General features: G+C 71.6%; 16 protein-coding genes. 11 read left to right on the forward strand and 5 right to left on the reverse strand.

What is annotated here, in order from left to right:
- Positions 1–26 precede the first annotated feature (26 nt).
- From RM704_RS18090 to RM704_RS18115, 6 genes are all read left to right on the forward strand, one after another.
- Entirely contained in the window at positions 27–1,556 is a 1,530-nt protein-coding gene (locus RM704_RS18090; protein ID WP_078937250.1) for an aldehyde dehydrogenase (NADP(+)), read from the forward strand.
- 79 nt (positions 1,557–1,635) lie between these two features.
- Entirely contained in the window at positions 1,636–2,244 is a 609-nt protein-coding gene (locus RM704_RS18095; protein ID WP_033529153.1) for a DUF1349 domain-containing protein, read from the forward strand.
- 90 nt (positions 2,245–2,334) lie between these two features.
- Positions 2,335–3,051 (forward strand): DsbA family oxidoreductase, encoded by a 717-nt coding sequence (locus RM704_RS18100; protein ID WP_033529154.1) that lies wholly within the window; start codon positions 2,335–2,337, stop codon positions 3,049–3,051.
- A 110-nt stretch (positions 3,052–3,161) separates the two neighbouring features.
- Complete coding sequence (locus RM704_RS18105) at positions 3,162–4,211, forward strand: aminotransferase class V-fold PLP-dependent enzyme (RefSeq protein WP_033529155.1); 1,050 nt, start codon at positions 3,162–3,164, stop codon at positions 4,209–4,211.
- A 54-nt stretch (positions 4,212–4,265) separates the two neighbouring features.
- A complete protein-coding gene (locus RM704_RS18110) occupies positions 4,266–4,874 on the forward strand; it encodes an RNA polymerase sigma factor (protein ID WP_033529156.1) in 609 nt (202 codons plus the stop codon).
- 76 nt (positions 4,875–4,950) lie between these two features.
- Positions 4,951–6,030: a maleylpyruvate isomerase family mycothiol-dependent enzyme gene (locus RM704_RS18115; protein WP_033529157.1), complete on the forward strand. Its 1,080-nt coding sequence runs from the start codon at positions 4,951–4,953 to the stop codon at positions 6,028–6,030.
- Positions 6,031–6,099: 69 nt separating this feature from the next.
- Here the strand turns inward: RM704_RS18115 and thpD are convergent, their stop codons facing one another.
- The 5 genes from thpD to RM704_RS18140 all read right to left on the reverse strand — a co-directional run bounded on the left by thpD (position 6,100) and on the right by RM704_RS18140 (position 10,871).
- Positions 6,100–7,014 (reverse strand): ectoine hydroxylase, encoded by a 915-nt coding sequence (gene thpD, locus RM704_RS18120; protein WP_192829731.1) that lies wholly within the window; start codon positions 7,012–7,014, stop codon positions 6,100–6,102.
- A 7-nt stretch (positions 7,015–7,021) separates the two neighbouring features.
- Positions 7,022–7,426, reverse strand: a complete 405-nt coding sequence (locus RM704_RS18125; RefSeq protein ID WP_033529158.1) for an ectoine synthase — start codon at positions 7,424–7,426, stop codon at positions 7,022–7,024.
- Between the two features lie 64 nt (positions 7,427–7,490).
- Entirely contained in the window at positions 7,491–8,762 is a 1,272-nt protein-coding gene (gene ectB, locus RM704_RS18130) for a diaminobutyrate--2-oxoglutarate transaminase (RefSeq protein ID WP_033529159.1), read from the reverse strand.
- A gap of 134 nt (positions 8,763–8,896) precedes the next feature.
- On the reverse strand, positions 8,897–9,427 hold the full coding sequence (ectA, locus tag RM704_RS18135) for a diaminobutyrate acetyltransferase (RefSeq protein ID WP_192829732.1): 531 nt from the start codon (positions 9,425–9,427) through the stop codon (positions 8,897–8,899).
- A 343-nt stretch (positions 9,428–9,770) separates the two neighbouring features.
- Positions 9,771–10,871 (reverse strand): pyridoxal-phosphate-dependent aminotransferase family protein, encoded by a 1,101-nt coding sequence (locus RM704_RS18140; protein WP_033529161.1) that lies wholly within the window; start codon positions 10,869–10,871, stop codon positions 9,771–9,773.
- Between the two features lie 173 nt (positions 10,872–11,044).
- On the opposite strand from RM704_RS18140, the gene RM704_RS18145 reads away from it, so the two are divergent.
- The 5 genes from RM704_RS18145 to RM704_RS18165 are packed head-to-tail and all read left to right on the forward strand — an operon-like array spanning position 11,045 to position 15,385.
- The gene (locus RM704_RS18145; protein WP_033529162.1) at positions 11,045–11,905 is read left to right on the forward strand and encodes a transporter substrate-binding domain-containing protein; all 861 of its coding nucleotides are present in this window, start codon (positions 11,045–11,047) and stop codon (positions 11,903–11,905) included.
- Positions 11,906–11,907: 2 nt separating this feature from the next.
- Entirely contained in the window at positions 11,908–12,741 is an 834-nt protein-coding gene (locus tag RM704_RS18150; protein ID WP_033529163.1) for an amino acid ABC transporter permease, read from the forward strand.
- Positions 12,738–13,544, forward strand: a complete 807-nt coding sequence (locus RM704_RS18155) for an amino acid ABC transporter ATP-binding protein (RefSeq protein ID WP_033529164.1) — start codon at positions 12,738–12,740, stop codon at positions 13,542–13,544. Before RM704_RS18150 ends, RM704_RS18155 begins: the two co-directional genes overlap by 4 nt.
- A 10-nt stretch (positions 13,545–13,554) precedes the next feature.
- The gene (locus RM704_RS18160) at positions 13,555–14,646 is read left to right on the forward strand and encodes an amidohydrolase family protein (protein ID WP_033529165.1); all 1,092 of its coding nucleotides are present in this window, start codon (positions 13,555–13,557) and stop codon (positions 14,644–14,646) included.
- A 19-nt stretch (positions 14,647–14,665) separates the two neighbouring features.
- The gene (locus RM704_RS18165; RefSeq protein WP_033529166.1) at positions 14,666–15,385 is read left to right on the forward strand and encodes a hypothetical protein; all 720 of its coding nucleotides are present in this window, start codon (positions 14,666–14,668) and stop codon (positions 15,383–15,385) included.
- The last annotated feature ends 3 nt before the right edge of the window (positions 15,386–15,388 follow it).

Here is a 15,388-nt window from a genome sequence, read left to right on the forward strand (position 1 = left end):
TCCAGAAATACGTGGAGGAACCCGCGGTGGCAGCAGCACCAGTCTGGAGTGTCGACCCCCGTACCGGGAAGCAGCGCGAGCAGGTTGCGGTGGAGGCCACAGCCCAGGAGGTGGACGCCGCCGTCCGGGCGGCGCACGCCGCCCGCGCCTCCCTGGCCGACCGCACGGTCCGCGCGGCCTTCCTGCGCACCGCCGCCGATCAGCTACAGGCGGCCAAGGACCAGCTCGTCGAGGTCGCCGACGCCGAGACGGCGCTCGGCCCGGTCCGGCTCACCGGCGAACTCGCCCGCACCTGCTACCAGCTGCGGGCCTTCGCCGACATCGTCGACGAGGGCGCCTTCCTCGACGTGGTGATCAATCACCCCGACGACACCGCCACCCCGCCCATCCCGGACCTGCGTCGCTACAAGGTCCCGCTCGGCGTCGTGGCCGTCTACTCGGCCTCCAACTTCCCCTTCGCCTTCTCCGTCCCCGGCGGTGACACCGCGAGCGCGCTGGCCGCCGGCTGCCCGGTCGTCGTCAAGGCCCACCCCGACCACCCGGCCCTGTCCGAGCTGGTCGCGATCGTGCTGCGCCGGGCCGCCGCCGAGCACGGCATCCCCGAGGGCGTCCTCGGCCTCGTGCACGGCTTCGAGGCGGGCGTCGAGCTGGTCAAGCACCCGCTCGTCAGCGCCGCCGGCTTCACCGGTTCGGTACGCGGCGGCCGTGCCCTCTTCGACGCGGCGGCCGCGCGCCCCGTGCCGATCCCGTTCCACGGCGAGCTGGGCTCCCTCAACCCCGTCCTCATCACCGAGGCCGCCGCCGCCGAGCGCGCCGAGACGATCGGCGCCGGGCTCGCCGGGTCGATGACGCTCGGTGTCGGCCAGTTCTGCGTGAAGCCGGGCCTGGTGCTGGCGCCCGCCGGCGACGCCGGTGACCGGCTGCTGAAGTCGCTCACCGACGCGGTCAGCGACGTCGGCTCCGGGGTCCTGCTGGACCACCGGATGCGTGACAACTTCCTCGCCGGGGTCGCCGAGCGTGCCGAACTGCCGGACGTGGAGTCGCCGGTGACCGCGGGCGCGGGCGGCGACCACACGGTCAGCCCCGGGTTCCTGACCGTCCCCGCGGGCAAGCTGGCGGTCGAGGGCGAGCACGATCTGCTCCTGGAGGAGTGCTTCGGGCCGCTCACGGTCGTGGCCCGCTACGAGGACGAGGACGAGGCCAAGACGGTGCTGTCCCGGCTGCCGGGCAACCTCACCGCGACGGTGCACGTGTCGGGCGAGGAGGCGGCCGAGGGAGGGCGCGGACCGGAGCTGCTGGCCGAGCTGACGCCGCTGGCCGGGCGTGTCCTCGTCAACGGCTGGCCGACGGGTGTGGCCGTGGCGGCGGCCCAGCACCACGGTGGGCCGTACCCGGCGACGACCTCCACGTCCACCTCGGTGGGCGGTACGGCGATCGAGCGGTGGCTGCGGCCGGTGGCGTACCAGGGCGCGCCCGAGGCTCTGCTGCCGCCGGAGCTTCGGGACGAGAACCCGCTGGGGCTGCCGCGGCGGTTCAACGGCGTTCTGGAGCGGTAGCGGCGCAGCCGCACATCACCCCGGGCCCGCGCCTCCGAAGGGGGCGCGGGCGGGGGCCGGGAGCTGCGAGAATCCCCCGATGGACGTCGAAATTCCCGAACTCCCTTTCCCTCTTCGCACATATGGCCCCGATGGGCACTGGTCCTACGAGGACGGCGTGCTCACCGGGTGGGCCGGTGCCCGGCAGGACCGTTTCGTGCCGCCCACGGACGAGGGGCTCGACCCGAAATCGGACGCGCCCCGGCTGTTGGGGGCGCCGGAGGGGGACTTCCAGCTGATCGCCCGCGTCACCGTCGGCTTCGCCGCCGGGTTCGACGCGGGCGTGCTGTACGTGCACGTGGGGGAGCGGGCCTGGGCCAAGCTCTGCCTGGAGAACTCACCCGACGTGCCGACCGTGTGCACGGTGGTCACCCGTGGGCATTCGGACGACGCCAACTCCTTCACCGTCGAGGGCAGTTCGGTCTGGCTCAGGGTGAGCCGCACCGGCCGCGCCTTCGCCTTCCACGCCTCCCGCGACGGCAAGCGGTGGACCTTCGTCCGCCTCTTCACCCTGGCCGGCGAGCGGGAGAGCGGCGCCGCCCTGGTCGGCTTCATGACGCAGTCCCCGATGGGCGAGGGCTGCGTGGTCACCTATGACGAGATCGAGTTCCGCCCGAACTGGCCGAAGGACCTGCGCAACGGCAGCTGACCGGGGAATGAGCCGCGCTGCTTGAACGTTCATCGACCGAGGAGGCGGAGGGCGCCTCCGTACCCGTACGACCTGGAGAGAGCTGACACCATGCGCGTCGAGATCTGGAGCGACATCGCCTGCCCCTGGTGCTACGTGGGCAAGGCCCGCTTCGAGAAGGCGCTCGCGGCCTTCCCGCACCGCGACGGTGTCGAGGTGGTGCACCGCTCCTTCGAGCTCGACCCGGGACGTGCCAAGGACGACGTGCAGCCCGTGCTCACCATGCTGACCAAGAAGTACGGGATGAGCATGGCGCAGGCCCAGGCCGGTGAGCACAACCTCCGGGAGCAGGCGGCGGCCGAGGGGCTCGCCTACCGGGCCGAGGGCCGCGACCACGGCAGCACCTTCGACATGCACCGACTGATCCACTTCGCCAAGGACCAGGGACGGCAGAGCGAGCTGCTCCAGGCCTTCTACCGGGCGAACTTCGCGGAGGAGCGGTCCGTGTACGTCGACGCGGACGAGTATCTGGTCGAGCTGGCCGTCGAGGCGGGGCTCGACGAGCAGGCCGCGCGCAAGGTGCTGGCCGACCCCGACGCGTACGCGGACGCCGTCCGCGCGGACGAGCGCGAGGCGGCGGAGCTGGGGGCGAACGGGGTGCCGTTCTTCGTGCTGGACCGGAAGTACGGGGTCTCCGGGGCCCAGCCCGCGGAGGTCTTCGAGAAGGCGCTCGCGCAGGCATGGGGGGAGCGGCCCGCGCCGTTGCAGGTCGTGGCGGGGCAGGACGCGGAGGCCTGCGGGCCGGACGGGTGTGCCGTGCCTCAGTAGGGGGACCGGACGCCGAGGCGCAGGTCAGCCCCCATGCATAAGCGTTGCTTGGGGGCATGGCGCACAACGTCTCAATGGACGTGGGGTCGGCCCGGCCCCACAGTGGTCGCATGGAGACCTTCGAGAGCCTCGTTCGCGCCGAGTTCGCCCCGAAGAACACCTACCTGAACACCGCCAGCACCGGGCTGCTGCCCGCCCGCGCGGTCGACGCGATGAAAGCCGGTGTGCAGTCCGTGGCGGACGGCCGGCCGCAGGACATGTTCGCCGACGTGGAGGCCGCGCGCGCCGCGTTCGGGCGGATCGTCGGGGTGTCCGACCGCCGCGTGGCGGCCGGTGCCTCCGTGGCCGTCTACAGCGGGCTGATCGCCGCCGCGCTGCCGGCGGGCGCCGAGGTGCTGACCGCCGAGGGCGAGTTCGCGTCCCTCGTGAACCCCTTCCATGTGCGCGGCGACCTCAAGGTGCGTCAGGTGCCACTGGAGCGCGTCGCCGAGTCGGTGCGTCCCGGCACGGCACTCGTCGCGGTGAGCGCCGTCCAGTCCGCCGACGGCCGCCTCGCCGACCTGGACGCGGTCCGCGAGGCCGCGCGGACGCACGGGGCGCGCACCTACGTCGACGCGTCGCAGTCCGCCGGCTGGTCGCCGATCCGGGCGGACGCCTACGACTACGTCGTCGCCGTCGCCTTCAAGTGGCTCGTCTGCCCGCGCGGAGTGACCTTCCTCGTCGTCCCGGAGGACCTCGGCGGTCTCACGCCCGTCTTCGCCGGCTGGGTCGCGGGGGAGGAGCCGTGGGACAGCTGCTACGGCCCGGTCGAGGAACTCGCCCACTCCGCCCGCCGGTTCGACGAGAGCCCCAGTCTGTTCTCGTACGCCGGCGCCCGCCACTCCCTCGGGCTGATCGAGGAGCTGGGCGTGGCGAACGTACGGGAGCACGACCTCGCGCTGGCCGACCGCTTCCGCGCCGGCCTCGCCCGCCTCGGCCACGAGCCGGTGCCCGCGCCCGGCTCGGCGATCGTGTCGGTGCCCGGACTGGGGCGGCGGCAGGCGGAATTGAGCCGGGCGGGGGTGGAGCTCTCCGACCGTGCCGGGAATCTGCGTGCCGCCTTCCACCTGTACAACACGCGAACGGACGTCGACCGGCTGCTGGACGTCCTGTCCGGCTGACTTCCCCGACCCACTGGCGCGGACCGCGCCAGGACGCTAGGAAGGCATCACGAGGTGGTGGTGCCGGTGGAGCCGACGCTCGAACAGCCGTCCATCGATGTGGAGTTGCATCGGCGGCTGGTGTACGGGGACGAGTCCGCGCTGCGTGAGGCGTACGCGGCGTACGGGGGACTCGTCCGGCGGGTGGCCGTCCGGGTCACCCGCAGCCCGGCGGCCGCCGAGGACGTGGCGCAGGAGGTCTTCGCGCAGCTGTGGAGCAGGCCGTACGGCTTCGACGCGCGCCGGGGCTCACTGCGCACCTGGCTGTCCATGGTCGCCCACCGGCGGGCCGTGGACTGGGTGCGCGGCGAGGCCCGGCACCGCAAGGACGTCCGCGCGGACGACTCGGCGCTGCACGCCATCCCCGACCCTGCCCCCGAGCCGGCCGAGGCGCTCGTCGACCGCGAGCGCTCCCTCCTGCTGCACAGCGCCCTCGCCGCACTCCCCCGCCCCCAGCGGGAGGTGGTCCACCTCGCCTACTTCGCGGGCCGCACCTACCGCCAGGCCGCCGTCGAACTGGGCATACCCGAGGGCACCGCGAAGAGCCGCCTCCGATCGGCGCTGCGCACACTGGCGGAGTCCCTCGCGGACCCACCGGACCCGGCAGCGGCAAGGGGCGCGTGATGGGGGCGCACGGGACCGTCCGGAGCGCGCGGCACCTGCGTATCGTGGACGTGGCAGGGCGAAAGGGCGGCGCGCGATGACCAACGACCACGACGGCGTACGGGAGTCGCTGGCCGCCTGGGCCGTCGGCGCCCTCCCGCCCGGCGACCGGCTCGGAGTCGTCCAGCACCTGGCCGACTGCACGTCGTGCGGGGCGGAGGCGGAACGGCTCCGCGACACGGTACGACTGCTGGACGGCACACCGGAGCCGTCCGCGACGCCGCGGCCGGAGCCGGGGACGACCGCCCCGCCGGACGGCGCGGTGCACGGGCGCCCCGACGGCGCGGTGAACGCGGCCGCCGACGGCGTCCTCTCGCTCGCCCTCCGCTCCCGCCGACCCCGTGCCGCCGAGATCGCCCACCACGCGGCGCCCTACGCCGCGGCCGTGGCCGGACTCCAGGCGCTGGTACCGGAGGTGGAGGGCCGCTGGGGCACCCCGGTCGTGCACGACTGGGACGCGCACGCCACCGTCGCCCACCTCGTCGCCGCCGACGAACACCTCGCCGTACGCCTGGGCGTCGACACGCGGCTGCCCGTCTCGCACATCCCGGAGGGGACGCCCGCCGAGGACGCCTGGGCCCGGCACACCGCCGACGTCATCGCCCACGAGCACGGGCGCACGCCCGCGCAGACGGTCGCCACCTGGGCCGCGCAGGCCGCCGCGTTGCTCGCCACCCCCGAGGCCGCCGACCCCGAACTCGCCGCCCGGCCCGTCACGGTGATGGGCCTGCGGCTGCCGGTCGCCGACCACTTCGTGATCCGCGCCTTCGAGGCCTGGATCCACACGGACGACATCGGCCGGGCCCTCGGTCTCCCCGTGCCGCCGCCCCCCGACGAACACCTGTGGTCCCTGGTCCGGTTGGCCGTCCGCATCCTCGGCCCGGCCCTCCACGGCGCGCCCCCCGTCCTCTTCGAGGTCACCGGGCCCACCGGCACCAGCTGGATCCTCGGCGACGACACCGACCCCGTGCACGCGGAACTCAGCCTGGATCCCGTCGACTTCTGCCTCTTGGTCGGCGGCCGTTACGCTCCGGAGGAGGTACCGAGGGGCGTCACGGGCGACGAGAGCGCGGCACGGAACGTACTGGAACGGGCGGCCTCGCTGGCCTGGCTGTAGACGCGCGAAAGGGGCCGGGCGGTCGCTCAGGGGTGGCGACCGCCCGGCCCCGTCAGGGGGGCGGTGGGCTCACCGCACCGGGGTGAAGTCCCGGGCGCCGATGTACTCCGGCCGCCGTACCGGCGCCGCGAACGGCTCCACGGCCGTGTTCTCCACGCTGTTGAAGACGATGAAGACGTTGCTGCGCGGGAACGGTGTGATGTTGTCGCCCGAACCGTGCATGCAGTTGCAGTCGAACCAGGTCGCCGAACCGGCCTTGCCGGTGAACAGCTTGATGCCGTACTCCGACGCCATGGCCGTCAGCGCCTCGTCGGACGGGGTGCCGGCGTCCTGCATCTGCAGCGACTTCTTGTAATTGTCCTTCGGGGTGGCTCCCGCACAGCCGAGGAACGTCCGGTGCGACCCCGGCATGATCATCAGACCGCCGTTGGTGTCGTAGTTCTCGGTCAGGGCGATCGAGACGGACACCGTCCGCATGTTCGGCAGCCCGTCCTCGGCGTGCCAGGTCTCGAAGTCGGAGTGCCAGTAGAAGCCGGACGCGCCGAAGCCCGGCTTCACGTTGATCCGCGACTGGTGGACGTAGACGTCCGAGCCGAGGATCTGCCGGGCCCGCCCGACGACCCGCTCGTCCCGCACCAACCGCGCGAACAGCTCGCTGATCCGGTGCACCTCGAAGACCGACCTGATCTCCTGCGACTTCGGCTCGACGATCGAGCGCTCGTCGGCGCGGATCGCCGGGTCGGCGACGAGCCGCTCCAGCTCCTGCCGGTACACGGCGACCTCGTCCGGCGCGATCAGCTGCTCGACGGGGAGGAAGCCGTCGCGCTCGTACGCCTGGAGTTCGGCGAGGGAGACGGGGCCGGGCGTGCCGGGGGAGCCCCAGACGACCGGGTCCTGACGCGGGACCGACACCTCGGTGGCCCCACGGCTGGGGTAGAGGTCGGGGACGGTGGTGGCAGTGTTCATCGTGGTGGTCGTGGTCATGGTGATGTCACACCTCCTCGGGCTCGGTGAGCAGCGGGTAGACGCCGTTCTCGTCGTGGTCCTCCCGGCCGGTCACGGGCGGGTTGAAGACACAGATGCAGCGGAAGTCCTCCTTCACCCGCAGCGTGTGCCGCTCGTGCCCGTCGAGGAGGTACATGGTTCCGGGCGTGATCGTGTAACTCCGCCCGGTCTCCTGGTCGGTGAGCTCGGCCTCGCCCTCGACGCACACGACGGCCTCGACGTGGTTGGCGTACCACATCGACGTCTCCGTACCCGCGTACAGAGTCGTCTCGTGCAGGGAGAAGCCGACCCGCTCCCGGGCGAGCACGATGCGCTTGCTCTCCCAGGTGCCGGACGCCGACTTCACATGGCGGTCGGTTCCTTCGATGTCCTTGAACGAACGGACGATCACGGTGGTGCGATGCCTCCTAGTTAGATGGTTCGCCGTACGGCGCCGGACGGTCTCCCGTGCGGCGTCAGACGGTCTCCCGTACGGCGCGGGCGAGGACGCGCAGGCCCTCGTCCAGCTCTTCGGGGGTGATGGTGAGGGCGGGCAGCAGCTTGACGACCTCGCTCTCCGGGCCGGACGTCTCGATCAGCAGCCCGAGTTCGAAGGCCCGCTTGGCCACCCGTCCCGCGCGCTGCTTGTCGTGGAACTCCATGCCCCACACCAGGCCGCGGCCCCGGTACTCCTTCACGTCGGCGAGGTTCTCCTCCGTGATGGAGATGAACGCCTGCTCGACCTGCTCACCCCGCTTGCGGGTCTGCTTCTCCATGACGGAGCCGTCGGCCCAGTACGCCTCCAGCGTGGCGGTCGCCGTCACGAACGCCGGGTTGTTGCCGCGGAAGGTGCCGTTGTGCTCGCCCGGCTCCCAGATGTCCAGCTCCGGCTTGAACAGGCAGAGCGACATGGGCAGCCCGTAGCCGCTGATGGACTTCGAGACGGTCACGATGTCGGGCGTGATGCCGGCCTCCTCGAACGAGAAGAAGGCGCCCGTACGACCGCAGCCCATCTGGATGTCGTCGACGATGAGCAGCATGTCCTGCCGTTCGCACAGATCGGCGAGCGCGCGCAGCCACTCCGGGCGGGCGACGTTGATGCCGCCCTCGCCCTGCACGGTCTCCACGATCACCGCGGCGGGCTTGTTCAGCCCCGAGCCCTGGTCCTCCAGGAGCCGCTCGAACCACAGGAAGTCCTCGACCGTGCCGTCGAAGTAGTTGTCGAACGGCATCGGGGTGCCGTGCACCAGCGGGATCCCCGCCCCGGCCCGCTTGAAGGCGTTGCCGGTGACGGCGAGCGAGCCGAGCGACATGCCGTGGAAGGCGTTGGTGAAGGAGACGACCGACTCCCGGCCCTTCACCTTCCGCGCCAGCTTCAGCGCCGACTCCACCGCGTTGGTGCCGGTCGGCCCCGGGAACATGACCTTGTACGGCAGGTCGCGCGGCCGCAGCACCAGGTTCTGGAAGGACTCCAGGAACGCTCGCTTGGCGGTCGTCGACATGTCGAGCCCGTGGGTGACGCCGTCCCGTTCGAGATAGTCGATGAGGGCGCGTTTGAGCACGGGGTTGTTGTGGCCGTAGTTGAGCGAACCGGCGCCGGCGAAGAAGTCCAGGTACGTGTGGCCGTCCTCGTCGAACATCCGGCTGCCCTGCGCGCGGTCGAAGACGGTGGGCCAGCCGCGGCAGTAGCTGCGCACCTCGGACTCCAGGGTCTCGAAGACGCTCAGGTCGGGCTGGGTGATGGTCACGTCGAATCGCTCCTCGGTGCGTGGGGGGTGAGGGGAGGGAGGGGGAGGGGAGAAGGGCCCGGGTCCTCCGGCGGGCGGAGGACCCGGGCGGGCGAGAGAACCCGGGCGGGCGGGAGACCGGACGGGCGGCGGCCTCAGGGGGACAGCGGGCCGATGCGGTGGAGCACCTCGGGCTGGTGCGGGCCGTCCGGGAAGTCCCCCGCCTCGAACAGGACCGTGCGCTCGACGCTCGCGCCGTGCCGTTCGGCGTACGCGGCGAACAGGCGCTCGGACGCGGTGTTGCCGGGCGTGATCGTCGTCTCGACGGTGGTCAGGGGGTGCCGTCGCGCGACCCGGGCGGTGAGCCCGTCCAGCAGCGCGCCCGCGAGTCCGAGCCCCCGGTGCGCCTCGTCGACGGCCACCTGCCACACCAGCAGGGTGTCCGGTCGCTCCGGCCGCACATATCCGGTCACGAACCCGACCGGCTCCCCGGACTCGTCCCGCGCCACCGCCGAGGTGTCCGCGAAGTCCCGGCACCACAGCAGATAGCTGTACGAGGAGTTCAGGTCCAGGGCTCCGGAGTCGCCGGCGATGCGCCACAGCGACGCGCCGTCCGACACGTCCGGGCGGTCGATCCGAATCCCTTCCGCGATTTCTGTCAGTGGTTCTGCTTGTGCGGCAGTCATGAGGCTTGAATTTACCCATGGGAAATTCGAATTGCATCGCCGCACGGGGTTACGCATGGGCCGTTCACGTGTTATCACGCGGGCGTGAGGAACCTGCGGTTACCTGGTCGGTATGGCCGGTTTCGCCCGTAAATTACCGCACAAAAAGGGCACGTTGTGGAGTCGGTCACACGTACGTAACCCTCACGACTTCTGCTCGAATCGGCCCCGCCAGTGTTCGCGAAACCTTTGCGTTTAAGCGAGGGGAGAGCGGGCAGAAGGATACGGGATCCTGTTCTGGGAATTCCATTGTATTCCTGCCGGAAAAGCCGATCGCATTTCCCCCGCCGATGGAGCGGGCTTTCTACGCCCAGGCCTCCGCCGCCGCTCGCCCGGCCCCCTCCGGGTCGACCGCGGCGCCGAACTCCGCCAGCGCCGCGCCCAGCCCCGCGAGGGCGGAGCGCACGACGTCCGGGGTCGCGTCGGGGCCGTAGTGGTTCACGCGGATCATCTCCGAGGCGAGCGCCCCGCCGCCGGCGGCCAGCGGGAGCGCCGGATCCTTGGCGAGCGTCTTGGCCACCAGCTCCGCCGCGTCGACCCCGGCGGGTGCCCGGAGGGTCGTGGCCACCGGCGCCGCGTCGGCCGCCTCACGCACGTACGGCTCCAGGCCCCCGCCCAGCGCGAGCGCCCCCGCCCTGGTCGCCGCGGCGGCGGACGCGTGCCGCGCCATCACCGTGTCGAGCCCCTCCGCCTCGACGCGCTCCAGGCAGGCCTCCAGGGCGAGCATCTCCAACTGGGCGGGCGCGTGCAGGAGGGCCCGGCGGCCGCCGTCGATCCACCTCTCCTTCCAGTCCAGGAGGGAGAGGTACGAGCGGCGCGGCGCCCGCGGGTTGGCCGCCATCCGCGCCCACGCCCGCTCGCTCACGGAGATCGCCGACACCCCGGCCGGCCCGCCCATCGCCTTCTGCGCCCCGATGACGCACAGGTCGACACCCCACGCGTCCGGCAGGACCGGCTCGGCTCCGACGGAGGCCACCGCGTCCAGGTAGAACAGGGCGCCGTGCGCGCGGACGACCTCACCGATCTCCGCCACGGGGTTGGTGTTGCCGGTGGCCGCCTCCGCGTGCACCAGCGACACGAAGTCGATCGCCGGGTGCTCGGCGAAGGCGTCGCGGATCCGCTCGGCCGTCACCGCCGAGTGGAACGGCACCGCCAGGTCGACGACCGTCGCCCCGCAGTCCCGCAGCCAGTCCCCGAAGGTCTGCCCGTACGGCCCGGTGATCACGTTCAGCGCGGTCGTGCCGGGCCCGGCGGCCCCGCGGATCGCGCCCTCCAGCGGCAGCAGCGCCTCGCCCTGGGTGATCACGACGTCCTGCTCGGTGGAGAGCAGCCGGGCCACCCGGTTCTCGATCGAGGCGAAGTGCGACGCGCTCAGCGGGGCCAGATCCAGAAACGGGTGTGTCACGGGGTGCTCTCTTCACAGACGGGGTAGATGGTGTCGAGGGTACCGACGGCACCCGCGCGCCCCTCGCCGGCGACATCGGAGGTCAGACGGCCCGGTAGCCATCGGAATAGTTTGAGCAAGCCAAACATTTCCTTATCATCGGTTGTCTCAGTTCCCCCACAGGAGGTCTCCCCGTGAACTCGGTCCCCGGACGCCGGACCCGCATCCTCGCCGCCACCACCGCCGCGGCCGGACTGCTGCTCGTGGCCGGCTGTTCCTCGGACGACGGCGGCAGCGGCGGCACCAAGACCGCGGCCGGCGGGGTCGAGCTGGTGAAGGCCGGTCAGCTGACGACCTGCACCCACCTCCCGTACCCGCCGTTCCAGTCGGAGATCGACGGCAAGGTCCAGGGCTTCGACGTGTCCCTGATCGACCTCGTCGCCGACGACCTGGGGGTGAAGCAGGAGATCCTCGACACCCCCTTCGAGAACTTCAAGACGGGCGCCTTCCTGAACTCCGGTGAGTGCGACCTCGCCGCGGCCGGCATGACGATCACCGAGGAGCGCAAGAAGAACGTCGACTTCTCCGACCCGTACTTCGAGGCCACCCAGGCCGTCCTCGCCGCCAAGAAGGCCGACATCGGCTCCTTCGCCGACCTCAAGGGCGACGGGGACCACAAGGTCGGCACCCAGGCACAGACCACCGGTGAGGACTACGCCAAGAGCCAGGGCCTCGACCCGGTCTCCTTCGAGTCCTCCGACGCCGTCCTCAACGGCCTGCGCACCGGCCAGGTCGACGCCGTCGTGATCGACTACCCCGTGGTCCAGGGCTGGCTGAAGAGCGCGGAGCTCGCCGACGCCTACACGGTCGCCGAGCAGATCAACACCGGCGAGGAGTACGGCTTCACGGTCAAGAAGGGCAACACCAAGCTCCTCGACGCCGTCAACAAGGCCCTCGCGGACGCCAAGTCCGACGGCACGTACAAGAAGCTGTACGAGCAGTGGATCGGCCCGTACGACGAGAGCGCCGCCTCCGCCTCCCCGTCCGCCTCATGAGCGTGACCGACCCCGACACACCGCTCCAGCCGAAGCGGAAGGGCCTCAGCCGGAGCCGCAGGCGCGCCCTCTCGCGGGGCGCGCAGTACGTGCTGTTCGTCGCCGCCGTCGTCGCCTTCGCGGTGTCGGCGGACTGGGCCCGGCTGAAGAACCAGTTCGCCCAGTGGGACATCGCCGAGCAGATGTTCCCCGACGTCATCACGCTGGCGCTGAAGAACACCGTCCTCTACACGCTGTCCGGCTTCGTGTTCGGTCTCGTCCTCGGCATGGTCATCGCGCTGATGCGGCTGTCGTCGGTGGGCCCGTACCGCTGGTTCGCCGGCGTGTACATCGAGATCTTCCGGGGCCTGCCCGCCCTGCTGATCTTCATCTTCATCGGCGTCGCCGTGCCGCTGGCCTTCCCCGGCACGGAGATCCCCGGCGGCACGTACGGCAAGGTGGCGCTCGCGCTCGGTCTGGTGGCCGCCGCGTACATGGCGGAGACGATCCGCGCGGGCATCCAGGCGGTCCCCAAGGGGCAGCTGGAGGCGGCCCGTTCGCTGGGCTTCTCGCCCGCCCGCGCGATGGTCTCGATCATCATCCCGCAGGCGTTCCGGATCATCCTGCCGCCGCTCACCAACGAACTGGTCCTGCTGTTCAAGGACTCCTCGCTCGTCCTCTTCCTCGGTGTCACGCTGGAGGAGCGCGAACTGTCCAAGTACGGCCGTGACCTGGCCAGCACCACCGCCAACTCCACGCCGATCCTGGTCGCCGGCCTGTGCTACCTGCTGGTGACCATCCCGCTCGGCTTCGTCGTGCGCCGTATGGAGGCGAAGGCCCAGGAGGCCGTGAAATGAGTACCAGGGCGGAGATCGAGGTCCGAGGCCTGCACAAGTCGTTCGGCGCCAACGAGGTGCTGAAGGGCATCGATCTGGAGATCGGGCGCGGCGAGGTGGTGTGCGTCATCGGCCCGTCGGGCTCCGGGAAGTCGACCCTGCTGCGCTGTGTGAACCTCCTGGAGGAGCCGACGAAGGGCCAGGTCTTCGTCGGCGGTACGGAGTTGACGGACCCCGACGTCGACATCGACGCCGTACGCCGCCGCATCGGCATGGTCTTCCAGCAGTTCAACCTCTTCCCGCACCTCACGGTGACCGAGAACCTCACGCTGCCGCAGCGCCGGGTCCTCAAGCGGGACAAGGCACGGGCGGCCCGGGTGGCCGCCGAGAACCTGGAACGCGTGGGTCTGTCCGAGAAGGCGACCGCCTACCCGGCCTCGCTCTCCGGCGGCCAGCAGCAGCGCGTGGCCATCGCGCGCTCCCTGTCGATGGGCCCCGAGGTGATGCTCTTCGACGAGCCGACGTCGGCGCTCGACCCGGAACTCGTCGGCGACGTCCTCGCGGTCATGCGCATGCTCGCGAACGAGGGCATGACGATGATGGTGGTGACCCACGAGATGACGTTCGCCCGGGAGGTCGCCGACCGCGTCGTCTTCATGGACGACGGCGTGATCGTCGAGGACGGCACCCCGGCCCAGGTCATCGGCAGCCCCCGGCACGAGCGCACCCGCCACTTCCTCTCCCGCCTGCTCGACCCGGCGATGGCGGACGTGGAGGAGGAGACGTCGGACCAGGTGGGCAAGGCCGACCAGTCGGGTGACTAGTCTGCGGTCCATGAGCGATGAGCCGGTGCTGCATGTGAAGGGCCGGGTGCTGGTCGGGCCCGAGGACGTCCGCGACGAGCTGTGGGTGGTGGACGGGCGGATCTCCTACGACCGTCCCTCCACCGTCCGCGACGTCCGCACGGTGGAGGGCTGGGCGCTGCCCGGCCTCGTCGACGCGCACTGCCACGTCGGCCTGGGCCCCGGGGGCCCGGTCGACGCCGACGAGGCGGAGAAACAGGCCCTCACCGACCGCGACGCGGGCACCCTCCTGATCCGCGACGCGGGCTCCCCCTCCGACACACGCTGGATCGACGACCGCGACGACCTGCCGAACATCATCCGGGCCGGCCGCCACATCGCCCGCACGCGCCGCTACATCCGCAACTTCGCCCACGAGATCGAGCCGGACGAACTGGTCGCGTACGTGGCCCAGGAGGCCCGGCGCGGGGACGGCTGGGTGAAGCTGGTGGGGGACTGGATCGACCGGGGGCTGGGCGACCTGTCGCCGTGCTGGCCGCGGGAGGCGGTCGAGGCGGCGATCACGGAGGCGCACCTCCTGGGCGCCCGCGTGACGGCCCACTGCTTCGCCGAGTCGTCCCTCCGCGACCTCGTCGAGGCGGGCATCGACTGCATCGAGCACGCGACGGGCCTGACGGACGACCTGATCCCCCTCTTCGCCTCCCGAGGCGTCGCGATCGTCCCGACCCTGGTCAACATCGCCACCTTCCCGTCCATGGCGGCCGGCGGCGAGACCAAGTTCCCGACCTGGTCCGCCCACATGCGCCGCCTCCACGCCCGCCGCTACGACACCGTGCGCAACGCCTACGACGCGGGCATCCCGGTCTACGTCGGCACGGACGCGGGCGGTTCCCTGGCGCACGGCCTGGTGGCGGCGGAGGTGGCGGAACTGGTCAAGGCCGGCATCCCACCCGTCGAGGCCCTCGCGGCGACCACCTGGCACGCCCGCGAATGGCTGGGCCGCCCCGGCCTGACCGAGGGCGCCCCGGCGGACCTGGTCGTCTACGGCGAGGACCCCCGCACGGACGTACGGGTGCTGGGGGCGCCGTCGAGGGCGGTGCTGAACGGTCGGGTCGTCGGGTGAGGTGTCCTAGGATTCCGGCATGGAAGAGCTGACGGATCCCCGGCGTGACAGCGTCAGATCGTTCCTGGCCCGCTGGTACGGACGCGGTGGCGAGGGGGCGCGGGGGGCTCTTCCCGCCGGTCCGTCGGTTCCGGGCATTCCGCTGGAGCTGATCGACTGGCACGAGGCGGCGGCGGCGACCGGTGTGGACGTCGTCTTCCAGGAATACCCGGTTCCGTTGGCCGAGTTGGAGAGATCCGACGACGGGATGATCGTCTTCTGGGTCGAGAACCAGGGGGGCTACCACTGGGCGGTCGATCCGGCCCAGGAAGGACACCCGGTCCATGTCAGGGAGCTGGGCTCGGATCTCTGGCGGGACTCCGGAGAGCCGCTGGAGGGGTTCCTGCTGCACTCCACCGTGCGCGAGGCGATGCTCGGCGCGGACTCCAAGTTCTCCGCGGTGGTGCCGGAACCGGTCCTCCGGGACGCGCTGACCGCTTTCACCGCCCTGCCGTTCCCTCCGTTCGCGAACGAGAGCCCCTCGGCCCGGTTGTACTGCGGAGAGGACGCCCTGGCCAGGGTCGCTCCACCGCCCGCCGGATATGTGCCCGACGGCGGCGAGCCGAGCTGGATGCTGACCGTCGCCGTGGCTGCCGGCGCGGATGTCCGGCGATACCGCTCAAGCCTGGAGAGCTATGTCCCCGCCGGTGCGGACCGGAGGCCGTCGGCCGACGTCAGCGCCGACGACCTCCCGTTCTGACGC

Origin of the sequence: Streptomyces gottesmaniae, assembly GCF_031845845.1 — a bacterium.
In the GTDB taxonomy this organism is placed as follows: Bacteria; Actinomycetota; Actinomycetes; order Streptomycetales; family Streptomycetaceae; genus Streptomyces; species Streptomyces akebiae.

What these genes read in the sequence shown, in the direction of transcription:
- RM704_RS18160 (WP_033529165.1), top strand. Translation starts at nt 13,555, where the DNA reads ATGAGCGATGAGCCGGTGCTGCATGTGAAGGGCCGGGTGCTGGTCGGG.
- RM704_RS18165 (WP_033529166.1), top strand. Translation starts at nt 14,666, where the DNA reads ATGGAAGAGCTGACGGATCCCCGGCGTGACAGCGTCAGATCGTTCCTG.
- RM704_RS18095 (WP_033529153.1), top strand. Translation starts at nt 1,636, where the DNA reads ATGGACGTCGAAATTCCCGAACTCCCTTTCCCTCTTCGCACATATGGC.
- RM704_RS18115 (WP_033529157.1), top strand. Translation starts at nt 4,951, where the DNA reads ATGACCAACGACCACGACGGCGTACGGGAGTCGCTGGCCGCCTGGGCC.
- thpD (WP_192829731.1), bottom strand. Translation starts at nt 7,014, where the DNA reads ATGACCACGACCACCACGATGAACACTGCCACCACCGTCCCCGACCTC.
- RM704_RS18155 (WP_033529164.1), top strand. Translation starts at nt 12,738, where the DNA reads ATGAGTACCAGGGCGGAGATCGAGGTCCGAGGCCTGCACAAGTCGTTC.
- ectA (WP_192829732.1), bottom strand. Translation starts at nt 9,427, where the DNA reads ATGACTGCCGCACAAGCAGAACCACTGACAGAAATCGCGGAAGGGATT.
- RM704_RS18100 (WP_033529154.1), top strand. Translation starts at nt 2,335, where the DNA reads ATGCGCGTCGAGATCTGGAGCGACATCGCCTGCCCCTGGTGCTACGTG.
- RM704_RS18105 (WP_033529155.1), top strand. Translation starts at nt 3,162, where the DNA reads ATGGAGACCTTCGAGAGCCTCGTTCGCGCCGAGTTCGCCCCGAAGAAC.